19 protein-coding genes are annotated in these 20,204 nt (G+C 68.6%); 14 read left to right on the plus strand and 5 right to left on the minus strand.

The genetic code is table 11. The annotated features are described in order from the left end of the window. Window positions 1–317: 317 nt before the first annotated feature. The 3 genes from ASF58_RS14475 (at window position 318) to ASF58_RS14485 (ending at window position 2,468) form a co-directional block, all read left to right on the plus strand. Window positions 318–1,475, plus strand: coding sequence for a trypsin-like peptidase domain-containing protein (locus tag ASF58_RS14475; RefSeq protein ID WP_055953373.1), 1,158 nt, complete (start codon window positions 318–320; stop codon window positions 1,473–1,475). A gap of 64 nt (window positions 1,476–1,539) precedes the next feature. Then, complete coding sequence (locus ASF58_RS14480) at window positions 1,540–1,794, plus strand: hypothetical protein (RefSeq protein ID WP_055953376.1); 255 nt, start codon at window positions 1,540–1,542, stop codon at window positions 1,792–1,794. Continuing rightward, window positions 1,791–2,468 carry a DnaJ domain-containing protein gene (locus tag ASF58_RS14485; RefSeq protein WP_055953379.1) on the plus strand — a complete coding sequence of 226 codons (678 nt, stop codon included), beginning with the start codon at window positions 1,791–1,793 and terminating at the stop codon, window positions 2,466–2,468. The genes ASF58_RS14480 and ASF58_RS14485 overlap by 4 nt, the downstream gene beginning before the upstream one ends. 130 nt (window positions 2,469–2,598) lie before the next feature. Here ASF58_RS14485 and ASF58_RS14490 read toward each other — a convergent pair whose 3' ends face one another. Next, on the minus strand, window positions 2,599–4,086 hold the full coding sequence (locus ASF58_RS14490; RefSeq protein ID WP_055953382.1) for a D-alanyl-D-alanine carboxypeptidase: 1,488 nt from the start codon (window positions 4,084–4,086) through the stop codon (window positions 2,599–2,601). Between the two features lie 300 nt (window positions 4,087–4,386). On the opposite strand from ASF58_RS14490, the gene ASF58_RS25025 reads away from it, so the two are divergent. From ASF58_RS25025 to ASF58_RS14510, 4 genes are all read left to right on the plus strand, one after another. After that, on the plus strand, window positions 4,387–4,836 hold the full coding sequence (locus ASF58_RS25025) for a phasin family protein (protein ID WP_082513066.1): 450 nt from the start codon (window positions 4,387–4,389) through the stop codon (window positions 4,834–4,836). Window positions 4,837–5,220: 384 nt separating this feature from the next. Next, window positions 5,221–5,565, plus strand: coding sequence for an ATP-dependent Clp protease adapter ClpS (clpS, locus tag ASF58_RS14500; RefSeq protein ID WP_055953857.1), 345 nt, complete (start codon window positions 5,221–5,223; stop codon window positions 5,563–5,565). 23 nt (window positions 5,566–5,588) lie between these two features. Beyond that, complete coding sequence (gene clpA / locus ASF58_RS14505; RefSeq protein WP_055953385.1) at window positions 5,589–8,060, plus strand: ATP-dependent Clp protease ATP-binding subunit ClpA; 2,472 nt, start codon at window positions 5,589–5,591, stop codon at window positions 8,058–8,060. A gap of 214 nt (window positions 8,061–8,274) precedes the next feature. After that, entirely contained in the window at window positions 8,275–8,538 is a 264-nt protein-coding gene (locus tag ASF58_RS14510; RefSeq protein ID WP_055953388.1) for a hypothetical protein, read from the plus strand. A 114-nt stretch (window positions 8,539–8,652) separates the two neighbouring features. Here ASF58_RS14510 and egtD read toward each other — a convergent pair whose 3' ends face one another. Further along, on the minus strand, window positions 8,653–9,621 hold the full coding sequence (gene egtD, locus ASF58_RS14515; protein ID WP_244477339.1) for an L-histidine N(alpha)-methyltransferase: 969 nt from the start codon (window positions 9,619–9,621) through the stop codon (window positions 8,653–8,655). A gap of 38 nt (window positions 9,622–9,659) precedes the next feature. Beyond that, the gene (egtB, locus tag ASF58_RS14520) at window positions 9,660–10,931 is read right to left on the minus strand and encodes an ergothioneine biosynthesis protein EgtB (protein WP_055953394.1); all 1,272 of its coding nucleotides are present in this window, start codon (window positions 10,929–10,931) and stop codon (window positions 9,660–9,662) included. A gap of 213 nt (window positions 10,932–11,144) precedes the next feature. On the opposite strand from egtB, the gene murI reads away from it, so the two are divergent. Both murI and rpsD read left to right on the plus strand, forming a co-directional pair. Continuing rightward, complete coding sequence (murI, locus tag ASF58_RS14525; RefSeq protein ID WP_055953397.1) at window positions 11,145–12,023, plus strand: glutamate racemase; 879 nt, start codon at window positions 11,145–11,147, stop codon at window positions 12,021–12,023. Between the two features lie 207 nt (window positions 12,024–12,230). Then, window positions 12,231–12,848, plus strand: a complete 618-nt coding sequence (rpsD, locus tag ASF58_RS14530) for a 30S ribosomal protein S4 (RefSeq protein WP_055953400.1) — start codon at window positions 12,231–12,233, stop codon at window positions 12,846–12,848. Window positions 12,849–12,975: 127 nt separating this feature from the next. Here the strand turns inward: rpsD and ASF58_RS14535 are convergent, their stop codons facing one another. Together ASF58_RS14535 and ASF58_RS27495 are read right to left on the minus strand one after the other, a co-directional pair. Next, window positions 12,976–13,248: a hypothetical protein gene (locus ASF58_RS14535; RefSeq protein WP_055953403.1), complete on the minus strand. Its 273-nt coding sequence runs from the start codon at window positions 13,246–13,248 to the stop codon at window positions 12,976–12,978. A gap of 124 nt (window positions 13,249–13,372) precedes the next feature. Beyond that, a complete protein-coding gene (locus tag ASF58_RS27495; RefSeq protein WP_055953406.1) occupies window positions 13,373–14,137 on the minus strand; it encodes a cold shock domain-containing protein in 765 nt (254 codons plus the stop codon). 379 nt (window positions 14,138–14,516) lie between these two features. Between ASF58_RS27495 and ASF58_RS14545 the strand changes: the two genes are divergently transcribed. The 5 genes from ASF58_RS14545 (at window position 14,517) to ASF58_RS14565 (ending at window position 20,181) form a co-directional block, all read left to right on the plus strand. Then, window positions 14,517–14,987, plus strand: a complete 471-nt coding sequence (locus ASF58_RS14545; protein ID WP_055953409.1) for a response regulator — start codon at window positions 14,517–14,519, stop codon at window positions 14,985–14,987. 186 nt (window positions 14,988–15,173) lie between these two features. Further along, window positions 15,174–16,274, plus strand: coding sequence for a Ppx/GppA phosphatase family protein (locus ASF58_RS14550; RefSeq protein ID WP_055953412.1), 1,101 nt, complete (start codon window positions 15,174–15,176; stop codon window positions 16,272–16,274). Continuing rightward, window positions 16,271–16,987, plus strand: coding sequence for an RlmE family RNA methyltransferase (locus tag ASF58_RS14555; protein WP_055953416.1), 717 nt, complete (start codon window positions 16,271–16,273; stop codon window positions 16,985–16,987). Before ASF58_RS14550 ends, ASF58_RS14555 begins: the two co-directional genes overlap by 4 nt. Before the next feature lie 271 nt (window positions 16,988–17,258). After that, entirely contained in the window at window positions 17,259–18,545 is a 1,287-nt protein-coding gene (locus ASF58_RS14560) for an alpha-hydroxy acid oxidase (RefSeq protein ID WP_055953419.1), read from the plus strand. Between the two features lie 439 nt (window positions 18,546–18,984). Continuing rightward, the gene (locus ASF58_RS14565) at window positions 18,985–20,181 is read left to right on the plus strand and encodes a hypothetical protein (RefSeq protein ID WP_055953422.1); all 1,197 of its coding nucleotides are present in this window, start codon (window positions 18,985–18,987) and stop codon (window positions 20,179–20,181) included. Window positions 20,182–20,204: the final 23 nt, after the last annotated feature.

The following is a 20,204-nucleotide window of genomic DNA, read 5'->3' on the forward strand; positions in this document are numbered from 1 at the left end:
TCTCTAAGGCAGCTTTGAGGTCATTTCAGGCAGGAATGAAATGCTCATTCGAACCTAAAAGCTCCCTCCCTCATACAAAGCGTGCCGTTGTTGATCAGCGCGCAGAATATGGCTGCTTTTGGACGCCCTCTCGTTCTCTTTGTCGCCTCGGCTGACAATGTCGAGCCGAAGTTTATCTTTGGCCACGGCGGGTTTCGGTGTGCTGTCGCACCCTGATCCGTCGCGGTACCGAGCCAGTTGAAGGCCATTGCGTCACCGCCCAGTTAATGGCGACGCGAAGCGGTGCGGTTTTCGCAGCATGGTGAAGAGGATGACACATGCCCGATCGGTATCCGCCGCGGCCGGCGGATCGCTTCCTCCGCTGGGCCGCCGGGGCGGCCCTCGGCCTGCTCGCCCTCTTCGTCGCCCAGCCCTACCTGACCGGCCTGCTGTTCTCGGCGGACACCGCGCGGGCGATCACCGCCCGCGGCGACCTGGCGCCCGCCGAGACGGCGACGGTGGAGCTCTTCGCCCGGGCCAGCCCGTCCGTGGTCCACGTCTTCGTGCAGGCCGCCGCCCAGGGGCGAGCCCTGATGGGGGTCGACAACGAGGGCGGTGAGTCGGGCGGCGGCTCGCAGACCGGAACGGGCTTCATCTGGGATGCGGCCGGACACATCGTCACCAACAACCACGTGGTCGCGGCGGCGGCACAGGGTGGGGGCACCATCGCGGTCCGCCTCTCCTCGGGTGCGGTCGTGTCGGCCAGCCTCGTCGGCGCAACCCCGAGCTACGATCTCGCCGTCATTCGCCTGGGGCGTACCACCGCGGCCTTGCAGCCCCTGGCCATCGGCACCTCGGCCGATCTCAAGGTCGGCCAGTCGGTCTTCGCCATCGGCAATCCGTTCGGCCTCGACCACACGCTGACGACCGGCGTGATCAGCGCCCTGCAGCGTCGCCTGCCCACCAGCGCGGGACGGGAACTCTCCGGAGTCATCCAGACCGATGCGGCGATCAATCCCGGCAATTCCGGAGGTCCGCTCTTGGACTCCGCCGGGCGCCTCATCGGCGTCAACACCGCGATCTTCTCGCCCTCCGGGGCGAGCGCCGGCATCGGCTTCGCGATCCCGGTCGACGTCGTGAACCGGGTCGTCCCCGAGCTCATCCGCAACGGACGGACGCGCAATCCCGGCATCGGCATCATCGCGGGACAAGAGGCGACTGCGGCGCGCCTCGGAATCGACGGGGTGGTGGTCCTGCGCGTGCTGCGCGGCTCTCCGGCCGCATCGGCCGGCCTTCAGGGTGTCGACCCGCAGACGGGCGAGATCGGCGACATCATCGTCGGGGCCGGCGACCGGCCGGTGCATCGCCTCGCCGACCTCACCGCCGCCATGGAGGCGGCCGGTCTCGGCACCTCGATCGACCTGACCGTGGAACGGGACGGACGCACCCGCCGTATCCGCGTCACCACCACCGACGTGGCGGAGAGCCGGCTCTGAGGCCGGGCCCTCGTCACGCCGCGCGGCGCTCGCTAAAGCGATCCATCGTCAGTGAAAGTGACCCATGGTCAGCCTTCGTCCCTCCTGCGCCGTCCTGCTCTGGCTGGCCGGTACCCTCGCCGCCGGGGCCGCCGAGCGGACACCGCCGCATCTCTGCCCGGACAATGCGCCCGAGGGCGTCCGTCTGCCGCCGCAGCCCGGCTGCGGCACGGCGCGCCCGAAGCCGGCGGTCGCGGACACCCAGGGGTTCCGTGATGTGGGCGGAGTGAAGCTGCGCGTCGGCGGCCGGGTCGGTGCCGAGTACGGGTTCGGCCGGTGACGTTCCTCGCCGGAGCGGTGGCGCTCCTTCTCGTGTGGTGGTTCGGGCGAAACCTGCGAATTCGCCATCCGGCCCTGACGGCACGCGTCCTGCGGCAGGTGGGAGGCTACATCGCCCTCGCGCTGGCAGCACTCTTCCTGATGCGGGGCCGGCTCGAGTTCGCCGTCCTGCTCGGGGGCGGCGCCATCTGGCTGCTCGAGGGGTCGGCCGGCCTGAACCGCCGGGTCCGGGGTTTTGCCGCCCGCTACGATCCACGCCGGCTGTCCGGCGCCACCATCCGCTTCGATGCGGGCGGGGAGGGGATCGCCCTGGCGGGTCCCTATGCCGGCCAGCCCCTGGCGGTCATCCCCCTGCCCGCCCTCATCGCCCTGTTCGGACGCGATGCCAAGACCGCCCGTCGTCTAGAGGCGTATCTCGACCGCCGGCATCCCGGCTGGCGTGTAGACGCTCAGGGAGATCCCGACCCGGGGCCGCGCCGCGCGGCGTATCCAGGGGCGATGACGGAGCAGGAGGCCTATGAGATCCTGGGGCTTGAGCGCGGGGCGTCCCTGGAGCAGGTCCGCACGGCTCACCGGACGCTGATGAAGCGGCTGCACCCCGACCAGGGAGGCACGGCCGAGCAGGCGGCCCGCGTCAACGCGGCCCGTGACAGGCTTAACAACCGACATCGCTGATACTCCACGCGCGTTGCCAGACAGGGAATGTCGAGAGTGCGGCCGTCCGGCGATACGAACCGGGCGTCCGTGTCCTGTGCCGGAACACCCGAACGGGGCGCCGGTCCCTTGCAGACCCGTCAGTGCAAACTCAGCTGCGGGTGGCGAAGCAGTTGAAGCCGTTGCGCTTCAGCGCGTTGCAGGCATCCTGTGCGCTGTCCTGCTCTGCGAAGCCCGAGAACCGGGCTCGGAACAGGGTCGCGCCGCCATGCTCGACCTTCACCGTGTAGGGCGAGGCCTTCGAGAGCGCGCCGCCGGCCCGGCTGCGGGCGTCGGACAGCATGGATTTCGCCTTGTCCTCGTCGTCCATGGCGCCGAGCTGGATGACCCAGGCCGTGGGGGTGATCCGCGCGCTGGAGACCGGCTTCGCCGCCTCGCTGCGGGGGCCGTCGACGGAGGCGAGACGGGCGTCGCTCTTGCCGCCGGACGGGAAGGCCGGCTGGCCGCCGGACGGCGCATAGGCCTGCGCCGAGGCCGGCAGGGCGCCGGAGCGCCACTTCATGCCGGCACTGCCGGGGGTCGTGGTGGCGGAGCGGCCGGGGCTGATGTCGAGGGGCTGACCGGCGTGCAGGGTCGATGCCGTGGTTTCCACATCCTCGTCGTCGGCGGAGGCCACCTGGGTCCGGGTGCGCGAGGCGCCGTCGGCGACCACGGCCGGGCGCGCGCGCTCCGCGACCTCAACGGTCGAGGGGGCCTGGCGGGCACCCGCATAGGCGCGGGGCAGGGACTGGCGCACGAGGTCGGCCATGATCCGGTCACGGCTGGCGCCGGATTTACCGCCCAGCACGATCGCCACGATCTGGCGGTCGTCGAGCTTGGCCGCCGTCATCAGGTTGAAGCCGGAATCGCGGGTGTAGCCGGTCTTGATCCCGTCCACGCCCTGGACATTGCCGAGGAGGCGATTGTGGTTGCCGATGACCCGGCCGCGGAAGGCGAAGGACCGGGTCTGGAAGTACCGGTAGTACCGCGGGAAGCGATCCTGGATCGCCCGGGCCAGGATGGTGAGATCGCGCGCCGTGGTGATCTGGTCGGCATCGGGGAGACCAGAGGCATTGGCGTAGTGGGTGCGGCTCATGCCGAGAGCCTTGGCCTTCTGCGTCATCATCTCGGCGAAGCGGGCTTCGGAGCCGGCGATGTTCTCGCCGATGGCGCAGGCCACATCGTTGGCCGACTTCGTCACGATCGCCTTGATCGCGTCCTCAACCTCGATGGTGGAGCCCGGACGCAGGCCGAGCTTCGAGGGAGCCTGGGAGGCCGCGAAGGACGAGATGGTGAGTGGCGACTCAAGGGTGTAGCGTCCGCGCTCCAGCTGCTCGAAGAGCATGTAGAGCGTCATCACCTTGGTGATCGAGGCCGGATGGCGCAGCGAATCCTCGTTGATCGCGTGCAGCGTCTTGCCGGTCTTCACGTCCACCACCATGGCGGCGTAGGGCGGGTTGTAGCCGCCACCGCCGCCACCGCGGTGATGATGGCCGCGTCGCGCCTCGGCCGGGGAGGCGAGGGCGGCCAGGACGGCGGCCGCTGCGATCGCGGCCGGGATAGCAGGCACCCGGCCGACGCGGGGAGTATGGCTACGCATCACGACTCACTGCCTCGACATGCACGACCCGCGGGTCGGCTTGCACCGCAACATCTCGGCGGGGGGTGCGGCCGTGCCGCCGTTACCCCGCAACATCTGTCAATCAGGCTAGGTGGACGCAGTTACGGCCCGGTTAATGCAGCGCGACCAATTCGTTGGATCCGCCGCCCATATTGCGATGCAATATATCGCTTGACGTTTTATGTTGCGTCGCACACAAAACGTCACGGCCGGCTTCGGCCTCGCGGGCAGTCGCCCGACACGTCAGGGTAAGCCCCGCGGGGGCGGAAGGATCGTCAGATGACCCAAATGTACGAGAAGGCCGCCGAGATGAACAAGACCGGCCTCGCCAGCGTGATGAAGAGCGTCTCCTCGCTCGCCAAGACCAATCAGACGGCCGGCATCGAGATGGCGGATTTCGCCAAGGAATCCTACAGCGCCGGCGCCGAAGCGATGAAGAAGCTGGCCGCTGCGCGCACACTGCAGTCCGCCCTGGAGATCCAGGCCGAGTACCTCAAGGCGTCCTACGAGCGCCTGCAGAACCAGGCCAAGGTGATGACCGACCTGTACCAGGGCCTCGCCCAGGACGTCGGAGCGCCGCATCAGGCCAAGGCGCCGTTCGATCTCAAGGGCTTCTTCGATCCCAAGAATCTCTTCAACCCGAAGGCCTTCTTCAACCCGAAGGCCTTCGACCTCGCGGGCTTCCCCAAACTTCCCGGCTTCCCCGCGGCCGACCAGAAGGCGGCCTGACACCCGGGCGCCGCGCAGCGGGCGCACGGCCCGCCGCAGTCCTTCACGTTCTGACAGGCCGGCCCCGTGCGATCGCTCGCACGGGGCCTTTTTCGTCTCCGGGACCGGGCGTTCCCGGAGCGTCGTCCGGGTGATTGGGGAAGCCGGTCCGCTGCCGTCTCGGACAAGTGCGCGCAGCCGACTGGCGAAGCGACCGATCGCCCTATAGATTAACAGCGATGCGAGCGCGCCTCGCCGGCGCGACCCGCGGATGAGCAGCCACCAAGCAGCATGCCGCACCAAGGGGTCGATGCGATTCAGATGACCGACGTCCTGATACGGGGCAGCGAATCCTCGCGCGCGGACGGCCCCGAGACCTTTTCACCGCACCGGCGCGTCGCGAATGTGCGGGCGACGGACGAGCCACGCGAACCGGGTGGTACGGATGACGGCCGGTCCGGGACCGCCATCATCACCCGCACCAAGCCCAAGACCAAGCGACCGAGCCTTTACCGGGTTCTCTTGCTGAACGACGACTACACTCCTCAGGAGTTCGTGGTTCACGTCGTCGAGAAATTCTTCAACAAGTCCCAGGAAGTCGCGTTTCAGATCATGATGCACGTGCACCACAATGGTGTCGGCGAGTGCGGGATCTTCACGTACGAAGTTGCGGAGACCAAGGTGACGCAGGTCATGGACTTCGCCCGCAAACACCAACATCCTCTCCAGTGCGTTATGGAAAAGAAATAGGCACCCCACACAGAGGCCACGCTTTGCCCAGCTTCTCTCGCAGCCTAGAACAAGCTCTCCACCGCGCCCTGGCGCTCGCCGGCGAGCGCCGGCACGAATATGCGACGCTGGAGCATCTCCTGCTCGCCCTCGTGGACGATCAGGACGCGGCCGCCGTCATGCGGGCCTGCAACGTCGAGGTCGACACCCTCAAGCGCAGTCTGGTCGAGTACGTCGACACCGAGTTGTCGAACCTCATCGGGGACGGCCGTCAGGATGCCAAGCCGACGGCCGGCTTCCAGCGCGTGATCCAGCGTGCCGTGATCCACGTGCAGTCCTCCGGGCGCGAGGAGGTCACCGGCGCGAACGTGCTGGTGGCGATCTTCGCCGAGCGCGAGAGCCATGCCGCGTACTTCCTGCAGGAGCAGGACATGACGCGCTACGACGCGGTCAACTACATCAGCCACGGCATCGCCAAGCGCCCGGGCGCGTCCGAGGCCAAGCCCGTGCGCGGTGCTGACGAGGAATCCGCGTCCGAGCGTCCGAGCGGCGACGAGGGCGAAGGCCGCACGAAGAAGAAGGGCGATGCCCTCGAGGCCTACTGCGTCAACCTCAACAAGAAGGCCCGCGACGGGCGGATCGACCCGCTGATCGGCCGCGAGGCCGAGGTGCAGCGCACGATCCAGATCCTGTGCCGCCGCCAGAAGAACAACCCGCTCCTCGTGGGCGAGCCCGGCGTCGGCAAGACCGCCATCGCCGAGGGCCTGGCGCGCAAGATCATCAACAAGGAGGTGCCCGAGGTCCTCATCGAGGCCACGGTCTTCTCCCTCGACATGGGCACCCTGCTGGCGGGCACCCGCTACCGGGGTGACTTCGAGGAGCGCCTCAAGCAGGTGATGAAGGAGATCGAGGCGCACCCGAACGCGGTGCTGTTCATCGACGAGATCCACACGGTGATCGGCGCCGGCGCCACCTCCGGTGGGGCGATGGATGCCTCGAACCTCCTCAAGCCCGCCCTGGCCAACGGCTCGCTGCGCTGCATCGGCTCGACCACCTACAAGGAATACCGCCAGTACTTCGAGAAGGATCGCGCCCTAGTGCGTCGCTTCCAGAAGATCGACGTCAACGAGCCGTCGATCCCCGACGCGATCGAGATCGTGAAGGGCTTGAAGCCGTACTTCGAGGAGTTCCACAAGCTCAAGTACACCACCGAGGCCGTGAAAGCCGCGGTCGAGCTCTCGGCGCGCTACATCAACGACCGCAAGCTGCCGGACAAGGCGATCGACGTGATCGACGAGACCGGTGCCTCGCAGATGCTGGTGCCGGAGGCACGCCGCAAGCGCACCATCGGCGTCAAGGAGATCGAGGCGACCATCGCCACGATGGCCCGCATCCCGCCGAAGACCGTCTCGAAGGACGACGCGGTGGTTCTCAAGAACCTCACCGAGAACCTCAAGCGTGTGGTCTACGGCCAGCCCAACGCCATCGACGCGCTGACCTCCGCGATCAAGCTGGCCCGCGCGGGCCTGCGCGATCCCGACAAGCCGATCGGTTCGTACCTGTTCGCGGGTCCGACCGGCGTCGGCAAGACCGAGGCCGCCAAGCAGCTCGCCGCGTCCCTCGGCGTCGAGATGCTGCGCTTCGACATGTCGGAGTACATGGAGCGGCACACGGTCAGCCGCCTCATCGGCGCGCCCCCCGGCTATGTCGGATTCGACCAGGGCGGCCTGCTCACCGACGGCATCGACCAGCATCCGCACTGCGTGCTGCTGCTGGACGAGATCGAGAAGGCGCATCCGGACCTCTTCAACATCCTGTTGCAGGTCATGGATCACGGCAAGCTCACCGACCACAACGGCAAGCAGGTCGACTTCCGCAACGTGATCATCATCATGACCACGAATGCGGGCGCCTCCGACCTCGCGCGTTCGGCCTACGGCTTCACCCAGGCCAAGCGCACGGGTGACGACGTCGAGGCGATCAACAAGCTGTTCGCGCCGGAATTCCGCAACCGTCTCGACGCGATCATCTCCTTCGGGCACCTGCCGAAGGACGTGGTGGCGAAGGTGGTCGACAAGTTCGTGCTCCAGCTCGAGGCGCAGCTCGCCGACCGCAACGTCACCATCGAGCTCTCGGACGAGGCGCGCGAGTGGCTGACCGAGAACGGCTACGACGACGCGATGGGCGCCCGCCCGATGGCTCGCCTGATCCAGTCGACCATCAAGACGCCGCTGGCCGACGAGGTGCTGTTCGGGCGGCTCAAGGACGGCGGCGCGGTGCGGGTCGTCCTGCGCAAGGGCGAGGGCGCGGAGAAGGACGCGCTCGGCTTCGAGTTCCCGGCCGGTCCGGTCACGCCGAAGCCCGAGAAGGACGTCGCCAACGCGGCCAAGAAGCACAAGCGCACGAAGGCCAAGGCCTCGGCACGCAAGACGAACGACAAGCGCGACGACAAGGGCGGCCCCAGCGGCGGCGCCGGGGTCCGCACCGTTCCGAAGGTGCCGCTGGTCAAGGCCTGAAAGGCCAGGGCCTGAGATCCACCCGGTCGAACCGGCCTCTCCCCGTCGGGAGGGGCCGGTTTTTCACGTCCGACGGGCGGCGGAAAACCACATCCGGCGGTCGACACGGGGTCGCCGGATGGTTAGCAAGCGCGGGAATGGAGCGCGGACACTGCGAGAGACTGGCCGGATACGCCTCCCCAGCGCTGAGATCGGTTGAGGAGGGGCGTCCCCGATGAACGACTTGCACGAGGGTCCCCTCACGCCCATCGCCACCAAGCAGGCCGCCGCCCCGAAGCTCACGGCGCGGGAGCAGCGCCGGCTGCGGCGTCGGCGCCGCCGGCGCGGCGAGGAGATCCTGGGCTGGATCCTGGTTCCGGTGATCGTCTTCGGACTCTACTGGGGCGTGACCGCCGGCCTCGATTTCCTCGGGACCTCGCCGGGCCAGCTCTGGGACCAGCTGATGCAGGTCAAGGCGATGATGGAGAAGCGCAGCTGATCCGGACGCCGGTCGAACCAACCGGCGCCGGTCCCACGTCACGCCGAGCGCAGCACTTTAGCGACGCGCGGAGGCCGGTCGTCCGCAGGGATCGACCGGTTTCGATTCGCGCCCTCAGCCCCGCCGCAGGGCGTGGATCGAGAACAGCCGATCGGGATCGGTCCAGACCGCCTCAGCGCTCCAGCCGGCCTCGCCCGCCAGGGTGCGGAAGCTCTCAACCGTGTACTTGTAGCTGTTCTCGGTGTGGATGGTCTCACCCTCGGCAAAGGCGATGCGGCGATCCGCGATGCGGATGGTCTGGGCCTTCAGGCTGACGAGGTGCATCTCGATACGGGAGGCCTCGGGGTTGAAGAAGGCCCGGTGGACGAACGCGTCGAGATCGACCTCCGCGCCGAGCTCGTGGCGCATCCGCACGAGCAGGTTGCGGTTGAAGGCCGCCGTCACGCCGGCGGCATCGTCGTAGGCGGCATCGAGCACCGCCTTCTCCTTCACGAGGTCGACACCGATGATCAGGGTGGCACCCGCCCCGAGCACCCGCCCGAAATGGGCGAGCAGCCGGGTCGCCTCGGGCGGCTCGAAATTGCCGATGGTGGAGCCGGGGAAGAACCCGGCGACCGGGCCGCCCGACAACCCGGCCGGGAGGGTGAAGGCCCGGGTGAAATCCGCCGCAACGGGAGCGATCGTCAGGTTCGGGAAGTCCCGGGCCAGGGCCTCGGCCTCGCTGAGGAGGAAGCTCTCCGAGACATCGACCGGGACGTAGGCTGCAAGGTCCGGCCGGTGCACCATCAGGCGCCGGACCTTCACGGTCGAGCCGCTGCCGAGCTCGACGAGGGTCGCCCGGGCCGGCAGGGTCGCAGCGATGGCCGATCCTTGCGCGTCGAGAATGCCGAGCTCCGTGCGGGTCGGGTAGTATTCGGGCTGCCGGGTGATCGCCTCGAACAGGTCCGAGCCAGCGGCGTCGTAGAAATACTTCGCCGACAGGAACTTTTGGGGCGCCGAGAGGCCGGTTAGCACATCGTCCAGGAACTGGCGCTCGGCATCGATGGCCGCGATCGGGGTCGCGTCCGTGAAGACGGGGTTGATGGTCAAGGGACGTCTCCGGGCACGCGACGGGTCGAGGATCAGGACCGGGCGTCCGACAGGCGTAGGCCCGTGAACTGCCAGCGTTGATGGGGATAGAAGAAGTTGCGGTAGCCGACCCGCGCATGGCCCTGCGGCGTCGCCACCGAGGAGCCGCGCAGGACGAATTGGTTCGACATGAACTTGCCGTTGTACTCGCCGAGCGCGCCGTCCACCGGGCGGTAGCCGGGGTAGGCCGTGTAGGCGCTGCGGGTCCACTGCCAGACGAGTCCGAAGGCGTCGGGGAGCTTGTCCGCGCGGGCCGCGACTTCCCACTCGAACTCGGTCGGCAGGTCACGCCCGGCCCAGCGGGCATAGGCATCGGCTTCGTAGTAGCTGATGTGGGTGACGGGAAGGTCGGGATCGACCGGCTGGATGCCGGCAAGCGTCATGCTCGCCCATCCGCCCTCGGCCTCGCGCCAGTAGCCCGGCGCTTCCCACCCTTCGGTCTGGGCGGCGATCCAGCCGTCCGAGAGCCAGAGCTCCGGCCGGGTGTAGCCGCCATCGGCCATGAATTCACGCCACTGCCCGTTGGTGACTAGGGCCCTGTCAAGGGTGCCGCCCTGGATCAAGGCATCGTGGCGCGGGGATTCGTTGTCGAAGGAGAAGCCCTCGCCCGCATGGCCGATGGACTCGATGCCCCGGCGCAGCTCCGTGCGTCCGCCGGCGCTCTGGGGCCTCGGGAAACGCCAATCCCCGTCATAGGCCGGGCCGAGCGGGTTCTGCGCGAAGGCGTGCAGGATATCGGTGACCAGCAATTCCTGGTGCTGCTGCTCGTGATAGAGCCCGATCTCGAGGACCGGGAGCACCGCCTCGAGGGCACTGGCGGAGGCCTGGCTCAGGAGGGCATCCACCGAGCGGTCGACATGCGCGCGGTAGGCAGCGACCTCGTCCGCCGTCGGCCGGGTGATGAGCCCGCGCATGATCCGGGGCTGACGGGGGCCGGCGGCGACGTAGTACGAGTTGAAGAGGTAGTGCAGCCGCTCGTCGTAGATGGCGTAGCCCGGCAGGTGCTCACGCAGCAGGAACTGCTCGAAGAACCACGTGGTGTGCGCGCGATGCCATTTCGTCGGGCTGGCATCCGCCATCGACTGGACCTGCTGGTCCTCCGGGGATAGCGGCGCCGCGCGGCGCTCGGTCTCGTCGCGGACGTGGTGGAAGGCCGCGATCCAGGCCGCGCGGTCCACCGGCATCGCCGAGAGGGGCGGGGGTGGGAACGCAGACCGGCCGGGCTCGGCCACAGGGGTCTCGCGAAACGCTGCCGACGCTGCCATGGCGGCCACTCCCATACCTGAACCCGCAAACCTGAACGTGAGAGAGGAGATATGGCCCCGCGGCCATTCGGCAACGGAGACCGTGCGGGGTCCTTCGTCGCGGCTACGCTCGGACCGCCGGGTCGATCGCCTTTTTCCGGCCACGGTGACCTCCCCTTAACCCTTCGGGGCCGACACTTCGCCGTTCACGCGGGACAGTCGGGCCGGACTCGGATGCGGATCGATCTCATGGCAGGAGCGACCACGGCGGCCGTGGCACGGAGCGTAGCGCCCGCGCCCACCATCCTGGTGTTCGATTCCGGGCTGGGTGGGCTGACGGTGCTGGAGCAGGTCCGGCGGGCCCGACCGGATGCCGCCTACGTCTACGCCGCGGACGATGCCGCCTTCCCGTATGGCCGCCTGTCCGAGCCGGTGCTGGTGGAGCGGGTGCTCGGCGTCATGGAGCGCCTGCTCGGGCTGCACGCGCCGGACCTCGTCGTGGTGGCCTGCAACACCGCCTCGACCCTGGTGCTGCCGGCCCTGCGCCAGCGCTTCGCCACGCCCTTCGTCGGCGTCGTGCCGCCGATCAAGCCGGCCGCGGAGGCGACGCGCTCGCGGGTGGTCAGCCTCCTGGCGACGCCCGGCACCGTGGCACGCGCCTACACCCACGAACTCGTCGAGACCTACGCGAGCGCCTGCGCCGTCACCCTGGTGGGCGCCCCGAACCTCGCCGGCTTCGCGGAAGCCGAGCTGGCCGGCCAGCCCGTGGACGACGCGGCCCTGGCCCGCGAAATCGCCCCCTGCTTCGTCACCCTGGAGGATGGCCGGCGGACCGACGTGGTCTGCCTCGCCTGCACCCACTACCCCCTACTCCTAGCCCGGTTCCGGGCCCTTGCCCCCTGGCCCGTGACCTGGATCGACCCGGCCCCGGCCATCGCCCGGCGGGTGACGCAGCTGATCGGGCCGAGCCCCCGCGCCCTGGGCCGGGACGATGCGCCGGTGCTCGGCGCCTTCACCAGCGGCGCCGGCCTCACGGCGCCCCTGCGCCGCTCCCTGGAGGCCCGCGGGGTCGGGCGCGTCGCGGTGGAGGCGATGCCGCTCGGCCTGCAATAGGTGATGGGCAGCCGGCTCGGCATTGACGGAGGCGGCCGCGTGCTCTAACGAGGCGCCGGTAACGGGGCTCCGACGAGGGGCCCCGATGCTTTTCAAGCGCACCCGTGGGCGGCAATGTCCGTCCTGTCGCTCCGCTCCAGGCTTCCGGGCCCGGCGGAGAGAGGAGGGCGCGTTCCTCGATAGATCTCCATTGCGAGAGGAACCGCGATGTCAAAACGCATTCAGGCGAAGCACAAGCTCGATCGCCGCATGGGCCAGAACATCTGGGGCCGCCCGAAGAGCCCCGTCAATCGCCGCGAGTACGGCCCAGGCCAGCATGGCCAGCGCCGCAAGGGCAAGATGTCCGACTTCGGCACGCAGCTGCGCGCCAAGCAGAAGCTCAAGGGCTACTACGCCAACATCACCGAGAAGCAGTTCCGCCGTTACTACGCCGAGGCGATCCGCCTGCGCGGCGATTCCGGTGAGAACCTGATCGGTCTGCTCGAGCGCCGCCTCGACGCCGTCGTGTACCGCGCGAAGTTCGTGCCGACCCCGTTCGCGGCGCGTCAGTTCGTCAACCACGGTCACGTCAAGGTCAACGGCCAGCGCGTCAACATCGCCAGCTATCTCGTGAAGCCGGGCGACCTGATCGAGGTCAAGGATTCCTCGAAGCAGCTCGAGATCGTCGTCGTGGCCGCGCAGCTCGCCGAGCGCGACGTGCCGGACTACATCGAGGTGGATCACTCCAAGATGACGGCCCGCGTCACCCGCGTGCCGAACCTCGGCGAGGTTCCCTACCCGGTCCAGATGGAACCGAACCTCGTGATCGAGTTCTATTCGCGCTGATCCCAGCGGATCATCGCCGACGATACGAGAGGGCCGCCCGCGAGGGTGGCCCTTTCTCGTTGAAGCGCCGGTTTCGGGAACAACGGCTTCGGAGGCGAGGGTCTCGGCCGAAACAGGTCGCGAGAGCTCAGCGGGGGAGGGTGCCGGCGCCCGGGGCTGCGCGGTTGAGCGACCGCAGGGCGCGGGACGCATCCCGGGCGCTCGGGGGAAGACCGCCGTCGGCGGCTCCCGGCTCATCACCCGGCGCACCCGGCACGACGCCGCGCCTGTCCCGCCCGCCGGTCTCGAAGCCGTAGCCGGCATTCACGCCGGCATAGAAGCCGGTGAAGTCCTCGGCCGCGGCCGGAACATGCGCCGCCAGCCCGGCAAGGCCGATCAGCGCGAGGAGGGTGGTCCGCATCCCGATCTCCGGAGGCACTGGCGCCTCTCGCGACGTCAGCCTGAAACGCGAAACGGCGGCCCGGGCGGGCCGCCGTTTCAGTCATGCCGTGAAAGGTGGCCGCAACGCGGCCAGCCCGTGTCGATCAATCGTCGACGTTGATGCTCTGGGCCTCGCGGCCCTTCTGACCCTCGACGACGCCGAGGACGACCTGCTGGCCTTCGGCCAGGGAGTCGAGACCGGCGCGGGAGAGGGCCGAACGGTGCACGAACACGTCCTTGCCACCGTCGTTGACGGAGACGAAGCCGAAGCCCTTGGCCGGGTCGTACCACTTCACCGTGCCGGTCATCTCGGTGGACGGGCCGCTGGCGAAGCGGCCGCCGCCACGATCACCGCCGCGGTCGCCGTAGCTACCGCCGCCACCGCCACCACCGTAGCCGCCGCCACCGCCGAAGCGGTCGCCGCCACCGAAGCCGCCGCTGCGGGGCGGACGCGCGTCGCGCATGGGAGCGGCCTCGGCCGTGGAGGTGTCCACGCTGGTGACGTCGGTCACCTGCGGACCCTTCTGGCCCTGGGCGGTGTGAACCGTCAGGCGCGTGCCGGGGAGGAGGTCGGCATGGCCAGCAGCTTCAACGGCGCGGATGTGGAGGAAGGCATCGCCCGAACCGTCCGCCAGCTCGACGAAACCGAAGCCTTTCTCCTTGTTGAACCACTTGACCGTCGCATCGCGCTCCGGTCCAGAGGGCGCCGCAGCGGCGCGCGACGGACCACGGTCGAAACCGCCGCCACCGCCGAAACCACCACCGTAGCCACCGCCGCTCGGAGGAGCCTGATCCGGCCAACGCGGCTCGGCTCCACCCTCATCGAAGCCGCGCTTCTGCGGCCCCCGAAAATCACGACCACGTCCCATAGAAAGCTCGCAAAAACCGTCCGCCGACCATCAGTTTCGATAACCGCGTGCGCGCCATCCCAGACAGCCCACGCTCCGCTCTATCATTACTCCCAGCAGCGGTGACCAAGAATAACGCCTTAGTCCTGACTGAAAGCCGCCTTGATCGCAAGATGCTTCTGCCCCGGTTGGCGAGAGTTCCGTAACTTTCCTGCGGCAAAATGCGTAGCTTTTTAGCGCACCCCCGCGCCGCTCCCGGCCCGTGCCCGCCGCTGAGGCAATTCTCGCGACCGCCGATCGAATCGATTTGCTGGCCGATGTTAGCAAAGCGCAAAGTCCCGAACGGTAGGCTACCGGCGGGGCATGTCCGCCCCGAGCCGCCGGGCCCGATGCCGCATCCATGATCGCGACCCCGAGTTTTCCGGACCTCTCGGCACTGGTGGTCGACGAGAGTCTCTACATCCGCCGCATCGTCCGCGACATGCTGATGCGCGTCGGGATCAAGCGGGTGCTGGAGGCGCCGGACGGGGCCGAGGCCCTCGGCGTCCTGGCGGAGAGCAAGCCGGACCTCACCATCATCGACTGGGATCTGGCGATCCTCTCGGGCGAGGAGTTCATCCGCCTGGCGCGCACGCCCACCACCTCGCCGTCCCCCACCGTCCCGATCATCCTGATGCTGGCCCAGCCCCGGCGCAACGTGGTCGACCGGGCGATCTCGCTCGGGGTCAACGAGATCATCGCCAAGCCGTTCTCGCCCAAGACCTTGTGGTCGCGCCTCGACGAGGTGATCAACCGGCCGCGCCCGTTCTCGCAGGTGAAGAGCCTCCTCCGGCCGGTGCCGCGCATGGCGGCGGCCAGCAAGCTCGGGTGAGCGTCCGCGCGGAAAGCCCGCTCGGGTGAGGCCCGGCCTGCTTCGTTCGAGCGGCTGAATTCATCCCGGATGCGGTCGTCCGGGCGATCGAGGCTTTGCAGTTTGCCGGGGAGACCTGTAGCGTCTCACGGGACTGTTGGTCCGGCTCTCCGCCGAGGGCCATGATCGAGGATTTCGGCTCAGCCGATGAGGGACGAGAGCGCCGCGACCATGCCGGCCCGCCCGAGCGGCGGGAAGACGCCGCTAGCGGCACCGGTGGCGCGCGCCGATACGCCGGCTTCGGCCAGCCGTCCGGGCCGGCGCAGCGCCTATGCGGCCCTCGACCTCGGCACCAACAATTGCCGCCTCCTCGTGGCCGAGCCGGCCTCGCACGGCTTCCGGGTGATCGACGCCTTCTCGCGGATCGTCCGTCTCGGCGAGGGGCTCGGCAACGCGGACCGGCTCAGCGAGCCCGCGATCGAGCGGACCCTCGAGGCCCTTCGGGTCTGCAAGGCCAAGATGCAGGCCCGCGGCGTGGTGCGGGCGAAGATCATCGCCACCGAGGCCTGCCGCCTCGCGGTGAACGGCGCCGCGTTCGTCGAGCGGGTGCGCAACGAGGTCGGGCTCGACCTCGAGATCGTCGACCGGCAGACCGAGGCCTACCTGGCGGTGACGGGCTGCGCCGCCCTGGCCGACCCCTATTCCGAGTCGGTGGTGATCTTCGACATCGGCGGCGGCTCCACCGAGATCGCCTGGCTCGACGGCGCGGCGACGAACCCCTCGGCCGATCCGACCCTGCGCATCCGCGCCTGGGATTCCCTGCCCGTGGGCGTCGTGACCCTGGCCGAGCGCCACGGCGGCTCCGACGTCACCCGCCTGACCTTCGAGGGCATGGTCGAGGAGGTAGCCGATCTCCTGGCGCGCTTCGCCATTCGGGCCGCGCCCGCCGCGAATGCCCGGCACTTCCACCTGCTCGGCACCTCCGGTACGGTAACGACGCTGGCGGCGATGCACCTGCGTCTCGCCCGCTACGAGCGCCGGCGGGTCGACGGTCTCTGGATGAGCGACGCCGATGTGGGCGAGGCGATCGACGACCTCCTCGACACGCGGCTCGAACAGCGCGCGGACAATCCCTGCATCGGGCGGGACCGGGCGGACCTGGTCCTGGCGGGCTGCGCCATCCTGGAGGCGATCCGCCGGGCGTTTCCGTCGGACCGCCTGCGCATCGCCGATCGCGGCCTGCGCGAGGGCCTCTTGATGAACATGATGCGTGAGGACGGCGTCTGGCGCCGTGGGAGCTACCGGTGAGTGACAGGCGTGGTGCCGGCGCGGGTCTGCGCGGCGAACTCAAGCAGCGGGTGAAGACGGGGCGGGGCCGGACCGCCTCGCAGAAGCGCTGGCTGGAGCGCCAGCTCAACGATCCCTACGTGGCCCGGGCCAAGCGCGAGGGCTATCGCTCGCGCGCAGCCTTCAAGCTCATCGAGATCGACGAGCGCTTCAAGCTCCTGAAGCCCGGTCAGCGCATCGTCGACCTCGGCGCGGCCCCCGGCGGCTGGTCGCAGGTGGCGGCCAAGATCGTGGGGGCCAGCGGCAAGATCGTCGGGATCGACCTGCTCGAGATCGAGCCGATGGTCGGGGTCGACTTCATCACCCTCGACTTCCTCGCTCCCGAGGCGCCGACGCTGCTCACCGACCTCCTCGGGGGGCCGGCCGACCTCGTGCTCTCCGACATGGCCGCCAACACCACCGGCCACAAGCAGACCGACCACTTGCGGATCATCGGCCTCGCCGAGACCGCGGCCGAATTCGCCCGTGAGATCCTGGCGCCCGGCGGGTCCTACCTTGCCAAGGTGTTCCAGGGCGGCACCGAAGGGACGCTGCTCGCCGACCTGAAGCGGGACTTCGCCAGCGTGCGCCACGTGAAGCCGAATGCGAGCCGGGCCGATTCGAGCGAACTCTACGTCTTGGCGACGGGCTACCGCGGCCCGACCGGCGCGGTGGTCGAATCGCAGGACGACTGAGCCGGACCGATCCCGGCCATGGAAGCGTGACCATAATGCACTGCGTGCAATGCAGCATGCAGACTCACGCAGAGCTCTGCATTTCCGACGACTTCCGCCTCAAAAACTTATGCGATGCGTAACCATTAAAATTTCGATTTTTGCATTATAATTGGTGCCTTTCCGGAGCCTGTAGAGAATTATAGGCCCAGGCCGCATTGTTGCGCACTGCAACATCCCTGGTGCAGGACGGCGGCTTCGCGAGATCGCCGAGAGCCTTTTTAAGTTCGAGATGTTTCAACCTCAGCCCGGTTCTGAGACTGAAAAACTGTTCCACCGTCGCAAGTTCCTGGAATTCCTGTCGGCCAGCCCGGTGGTGGCGCCGTCGATGGTCACCGCCCTCGCGGGCCTGTCGGCCCTCGGCACCGACGCCGCCATGGCGCAGAGCTACGACGTCCTGCGCCAGTCCCCCGGCAATGTCGGCGAGATCATCGATTCGCCGAGCCAGGCCCTCAACGTCTTCGATTTCGAGCCCGCCGCGAAGAAGGCTTTGCCCCCAGCCCATTACGGCTACCTGGCAAGCGGCGTCGACGGTGACGAGACCCTGAAGGCGAACCGCGAGGGCTTCGAGAAGATCCGCATCCGCGCCCGCCGCCTGATCGACGTGCGCAAGATCGACACCACCGTGAAGATCTTCGGCGAGACCTGGGCGAGCCCGATCGTCCTGGCTCCGGTGAGCAGCCAGGCCGCCTTCCATCCCGAGGCCGAGTCGGCGGTGGCCCGCGGCGCCAAGGTCAAGGGTCACCAGATGATCCTGTCGACCGTGGGCAGCACCGCGATCGAGGACGTGATCAAGGAGCGCGGCGCGCCGGTCTGGTACATGCTCTACCCGACCGACGACTGGACCGTGACCGAGGCCCTGGTGAAGCGGGCCGAGAAGGCCGGCGCCCCCGCCATCGTGCTCACGGTCGATCGCCAGGGCGGCCGCAACACCGAGACGCTGTTCCGGGAGCGTCGCCTCGACACCCGCACCTGCTCGGATTGCCATACGCCGGGCTTCAAGAACGAGGTCAGCCGCAAGCCGATGTTCGACGACATCGACGTGTCGAAGGTGACGAACCTCTACGGCACGGGCATGACCTGGGACTACGTGAAGCGCCTGCGCGGCATCGTGAAGGGCAAGCTCGTCCTCAAGGGTATCGTCACCCACGAGGACGCCAAGAAGGCCCTCGATTACGGCGTCGACGCCCTGATCGTGTCGAACCATGGCGGCCGCGCCGAGGAGAGCCTCGAGGCGACGATCGATGCGCTTCCCGAGGTGGTCCAGGCGGTCAACGGCAAGGTGCCCGTCCTCATCGACGGCGGCTTCCGCCGCGGCACCGACGTGATCAAGGCCCTGGCGCTGGGCGCCAACGCGGTCTGCATCGGCCGCCCCTACGTCTGGGGTCTGGCCGCCTTCGGCGAGCCCGGCGTCACGGCGGTCCTGGCGATCATGCAGCGCGAGTTCGAGACGATCATGCGCCAGGTCGGCGCGACGAAGCTCTCCGAGATCACCGCCGCCAGCGTCAGCCGCGCCTGAGATCGTCACCGGGCGGCGAAGCCCATTCGCCGTCCTCTCCGGATCGCTTCTCGGGCAGAACCGCCCGGGGCGCGATCTGCGGTTCAGGGCCCGGCCGGCAGACCGGCAGGACAGGTTCGGGAAGACTGCGCATCCCCTGGACCATCCCTGTCCCTCGCCGGTATTGCGCCGAAGGCTCAGGACACCTTCGGCCTTCAAGTCGGAACGGGGCGAGACCCAGCGCAGAGAAGGATCGCCGCGCAGCTGCCGCGCACGGGATCTGTCCAGCGCCGCAATCGTCTGATCTTCAGGGCCGGATCATTACGCTTTCATTAGCCCTGATCGCCACGATCCTTCGACGACGTCGCCGACATCAACACATCTTCCATGATCCGCAGTCCAGGTTGCCGGTCTTGATCCGGGCGCCTGCCCCGGACGCGCAGGCGATGTGGAGTTGTCGATGGTATCCCGGTTTCTGGTCTCCCTGTTCGCGGCCGGGATCGGCTTCGCCGCGACGACGGCGGCGGCCAAGGACATTCCCTTCGCGAAGGTGGCGGATTGGGACATCAGCCGCAGCGGCGATGGGGCCAAGGCCAAGTGCATGATGGTGCGCGGCTACCAGGATGCGGACGACGAGAATGCCAGCGCGGTGGCGATCGGGACCTACCCGGGATTCCTGGTCATCTCCCTCGGCTACCAGGGCTGGTCGCACGACAAGGGCGACCGCACCGTCGTTCTCCTGGCGGGCGGGAAGGTGGTCGACCGGCGCTCCAAGTGGAAGGCCGACGACACCCAGTTGACCGGCGAGTTCCCGGACACGCTCCTGCCGCACCTCATGGGCGCCGACGCCATCGTGCTGCGCTTCAAGGACGGCGACGCCGACTTCAAGATCCCGGCCTTCGCCGAAGCCTTCGCCGCGTTGAAGCGCTGCAGCGGCACGCCGGCAGAGGTCGCGGCGGAGCTTCCCTCAGAGGGCCGCATCGCCAACTACGCGAGCGGGCTCTTTTTCGAGAAAGCCCTCAAGGAATGCGAGGTCGCGAGCACGGGCAAGCAGCGCGCCGATCTCGAGGCCAAGCTGGCGGCGATGCGCCCGGAGATGAGCCCGATCCAGGCGGCCATCGACAGCGAACTCGGCAAGCGCTTCACCGACCCGAAGGCCCCTTTCTGCCCGAAGGCGGAGGACGCGGCGAGCTTCGGCACCGCCCTCGACCAGTACCTCGCCCTGGGGCCGGACGCGTTCGCGGCCGCGAAGGCGCGACGCCAGGATGAGCGGAAGGCGGCCGCACGGCCCTCGGAGACCCGGATCAAGGTCTACGGCATGGGCCTGATCTTCCAGAAACTCCTCGGAAGCTGCGAGATCCCGACGACGGCGCGGCAACGGGCCGCCTTCGATGCCAAGCTCGCCGCCCTCGGCCCCGAGATGGCCCCGGTCATGGAAGAGATCCAGGGGAAGCTGCAGCCGACCTTCGCGAAGCCGGCGCCGGAGCTCTGCACCGCGTTCCGCGACCTGTCGGACGACCCGCAGCCTATCGTCGCCTTCACGACCCAGACGCCCGAAGCGTTCGCCGGGTTCATGGATGCCCGCGAGGCCGCCGAGTCGGCCGCCAAGTCGGCCGCCAAACCGGCGGAGACGCCGTTGCCCGATGCCAAGCTCTGAGCCGCGACCGCCCCCGTTCCCAT

The organism is Methylobacterium sp. Leaf125 (genome assembly GCF_001423085.1).
Classification (GTDB): domain Bacteria; phylum Pseudomonadota; class Alphaproteobacteria; order Rhizobiales; family Beijerinckiaceae; genus Methylobacterium.

Bases quoted from the DNA above. Each gene is read 5' to 3' on its own strand.
- ASF58_RS14475 (WP_055953373.1), top strand. From the start codon at position 318: ATGCCCGATCGGTATCCGCCGCGGCCGGCGGATCGCTTCCTCCGCTGG.
- ASF58_RS14480 (WP_055953376.1), top strand. From the start codon at position 1,540: ATGGTCAGCCTTCGTCCCTCCTGCGCCGTCCTGCTCTGGCTGGCCGGT.
- ASF58_RS14490 (WP_055953382.1), bottom strand. From the start codon at position 4,086: ATGCGTAGCCATACTCCCCGCGTCGGCCGGGTGCCTGCTATCCCGGCC.
- ASF58_RS25025 (WP_082513066.1), top strand. From the start codon at position 4,387: ATGACCCAAATGTACGAGAAGGCCGCCGAGATGAACAAGACCGGCCTC.
- ASF58_RS14510 (WP_055953388.1), top strand. From the start codon at position 8,275: ATGAACGACTTGCACGAGGGTCCCCTCACGCCCATCGCCACCAAGCAG.
- egtB (WP_055953394.1), bottom strand. From the start codon at position 10,931: ATGGCAGCGTCGGCAGCGTTTCGCGAGACCCCTGTGGCCGAGCCCGGC.
- murI (WP_055953397.1), top strand. From the start codon at position 11,145: ATGCGGATCGATCTCATGGCAGGAGCGACCACGGCGGCCGTGGCACGG.
- rpsD (WP_055953400.1), top strand. From the start codon at position 12,231: ATGTCAAAACGCATTCAGGCGAAGCACAAGCTCGATCGCCGCATGGGC.
- ASF58_RS14535 (WP_055953403.1), bottom strand. From the start codon at position 13,248: ATGCGGACCACCCTCCTCGCGCTGATCGGCCTTGCCGGGCTGGCGGCG.
- ASF58_RS27495 (WP_055953406.1), bottom strand. From the start codon at position 14,137: ATGGGACGTGGTCGTGATTTTCGGGGGCCGCAGAAGCGCGGCTTCGAT.
- ASF58_RS14545 (WP_055953409.1), top strand. From the start codon at position 14,517: ATGATCGCGACCCCGAGTTTTCCGGACCTCTCGGCACTGGTGGTCGAC.
- ASF58_RS14550 (WP_055953412.1), top strand. From the start codon at position 15,174: ATGAGGGACGAGAGCGCCGCGACCATGCCGGCCCGCCCGAGCGGCGGG.
- ASF58_RS14560 (WP_055953419.1), top strand. From the start codon at position 17,259: ATGTTTCAACCTCAGCCCGGTTCTGAGACTGAAAAACTGTTCCACCGT.
- ASF58_RS14565 (WP_055953422.1), top strand. From the start codon at position 18,985: ATGGTATCCCGGTTTCTGGTCTCCCTGTTCGCGGCCGGGATCGGCTTC.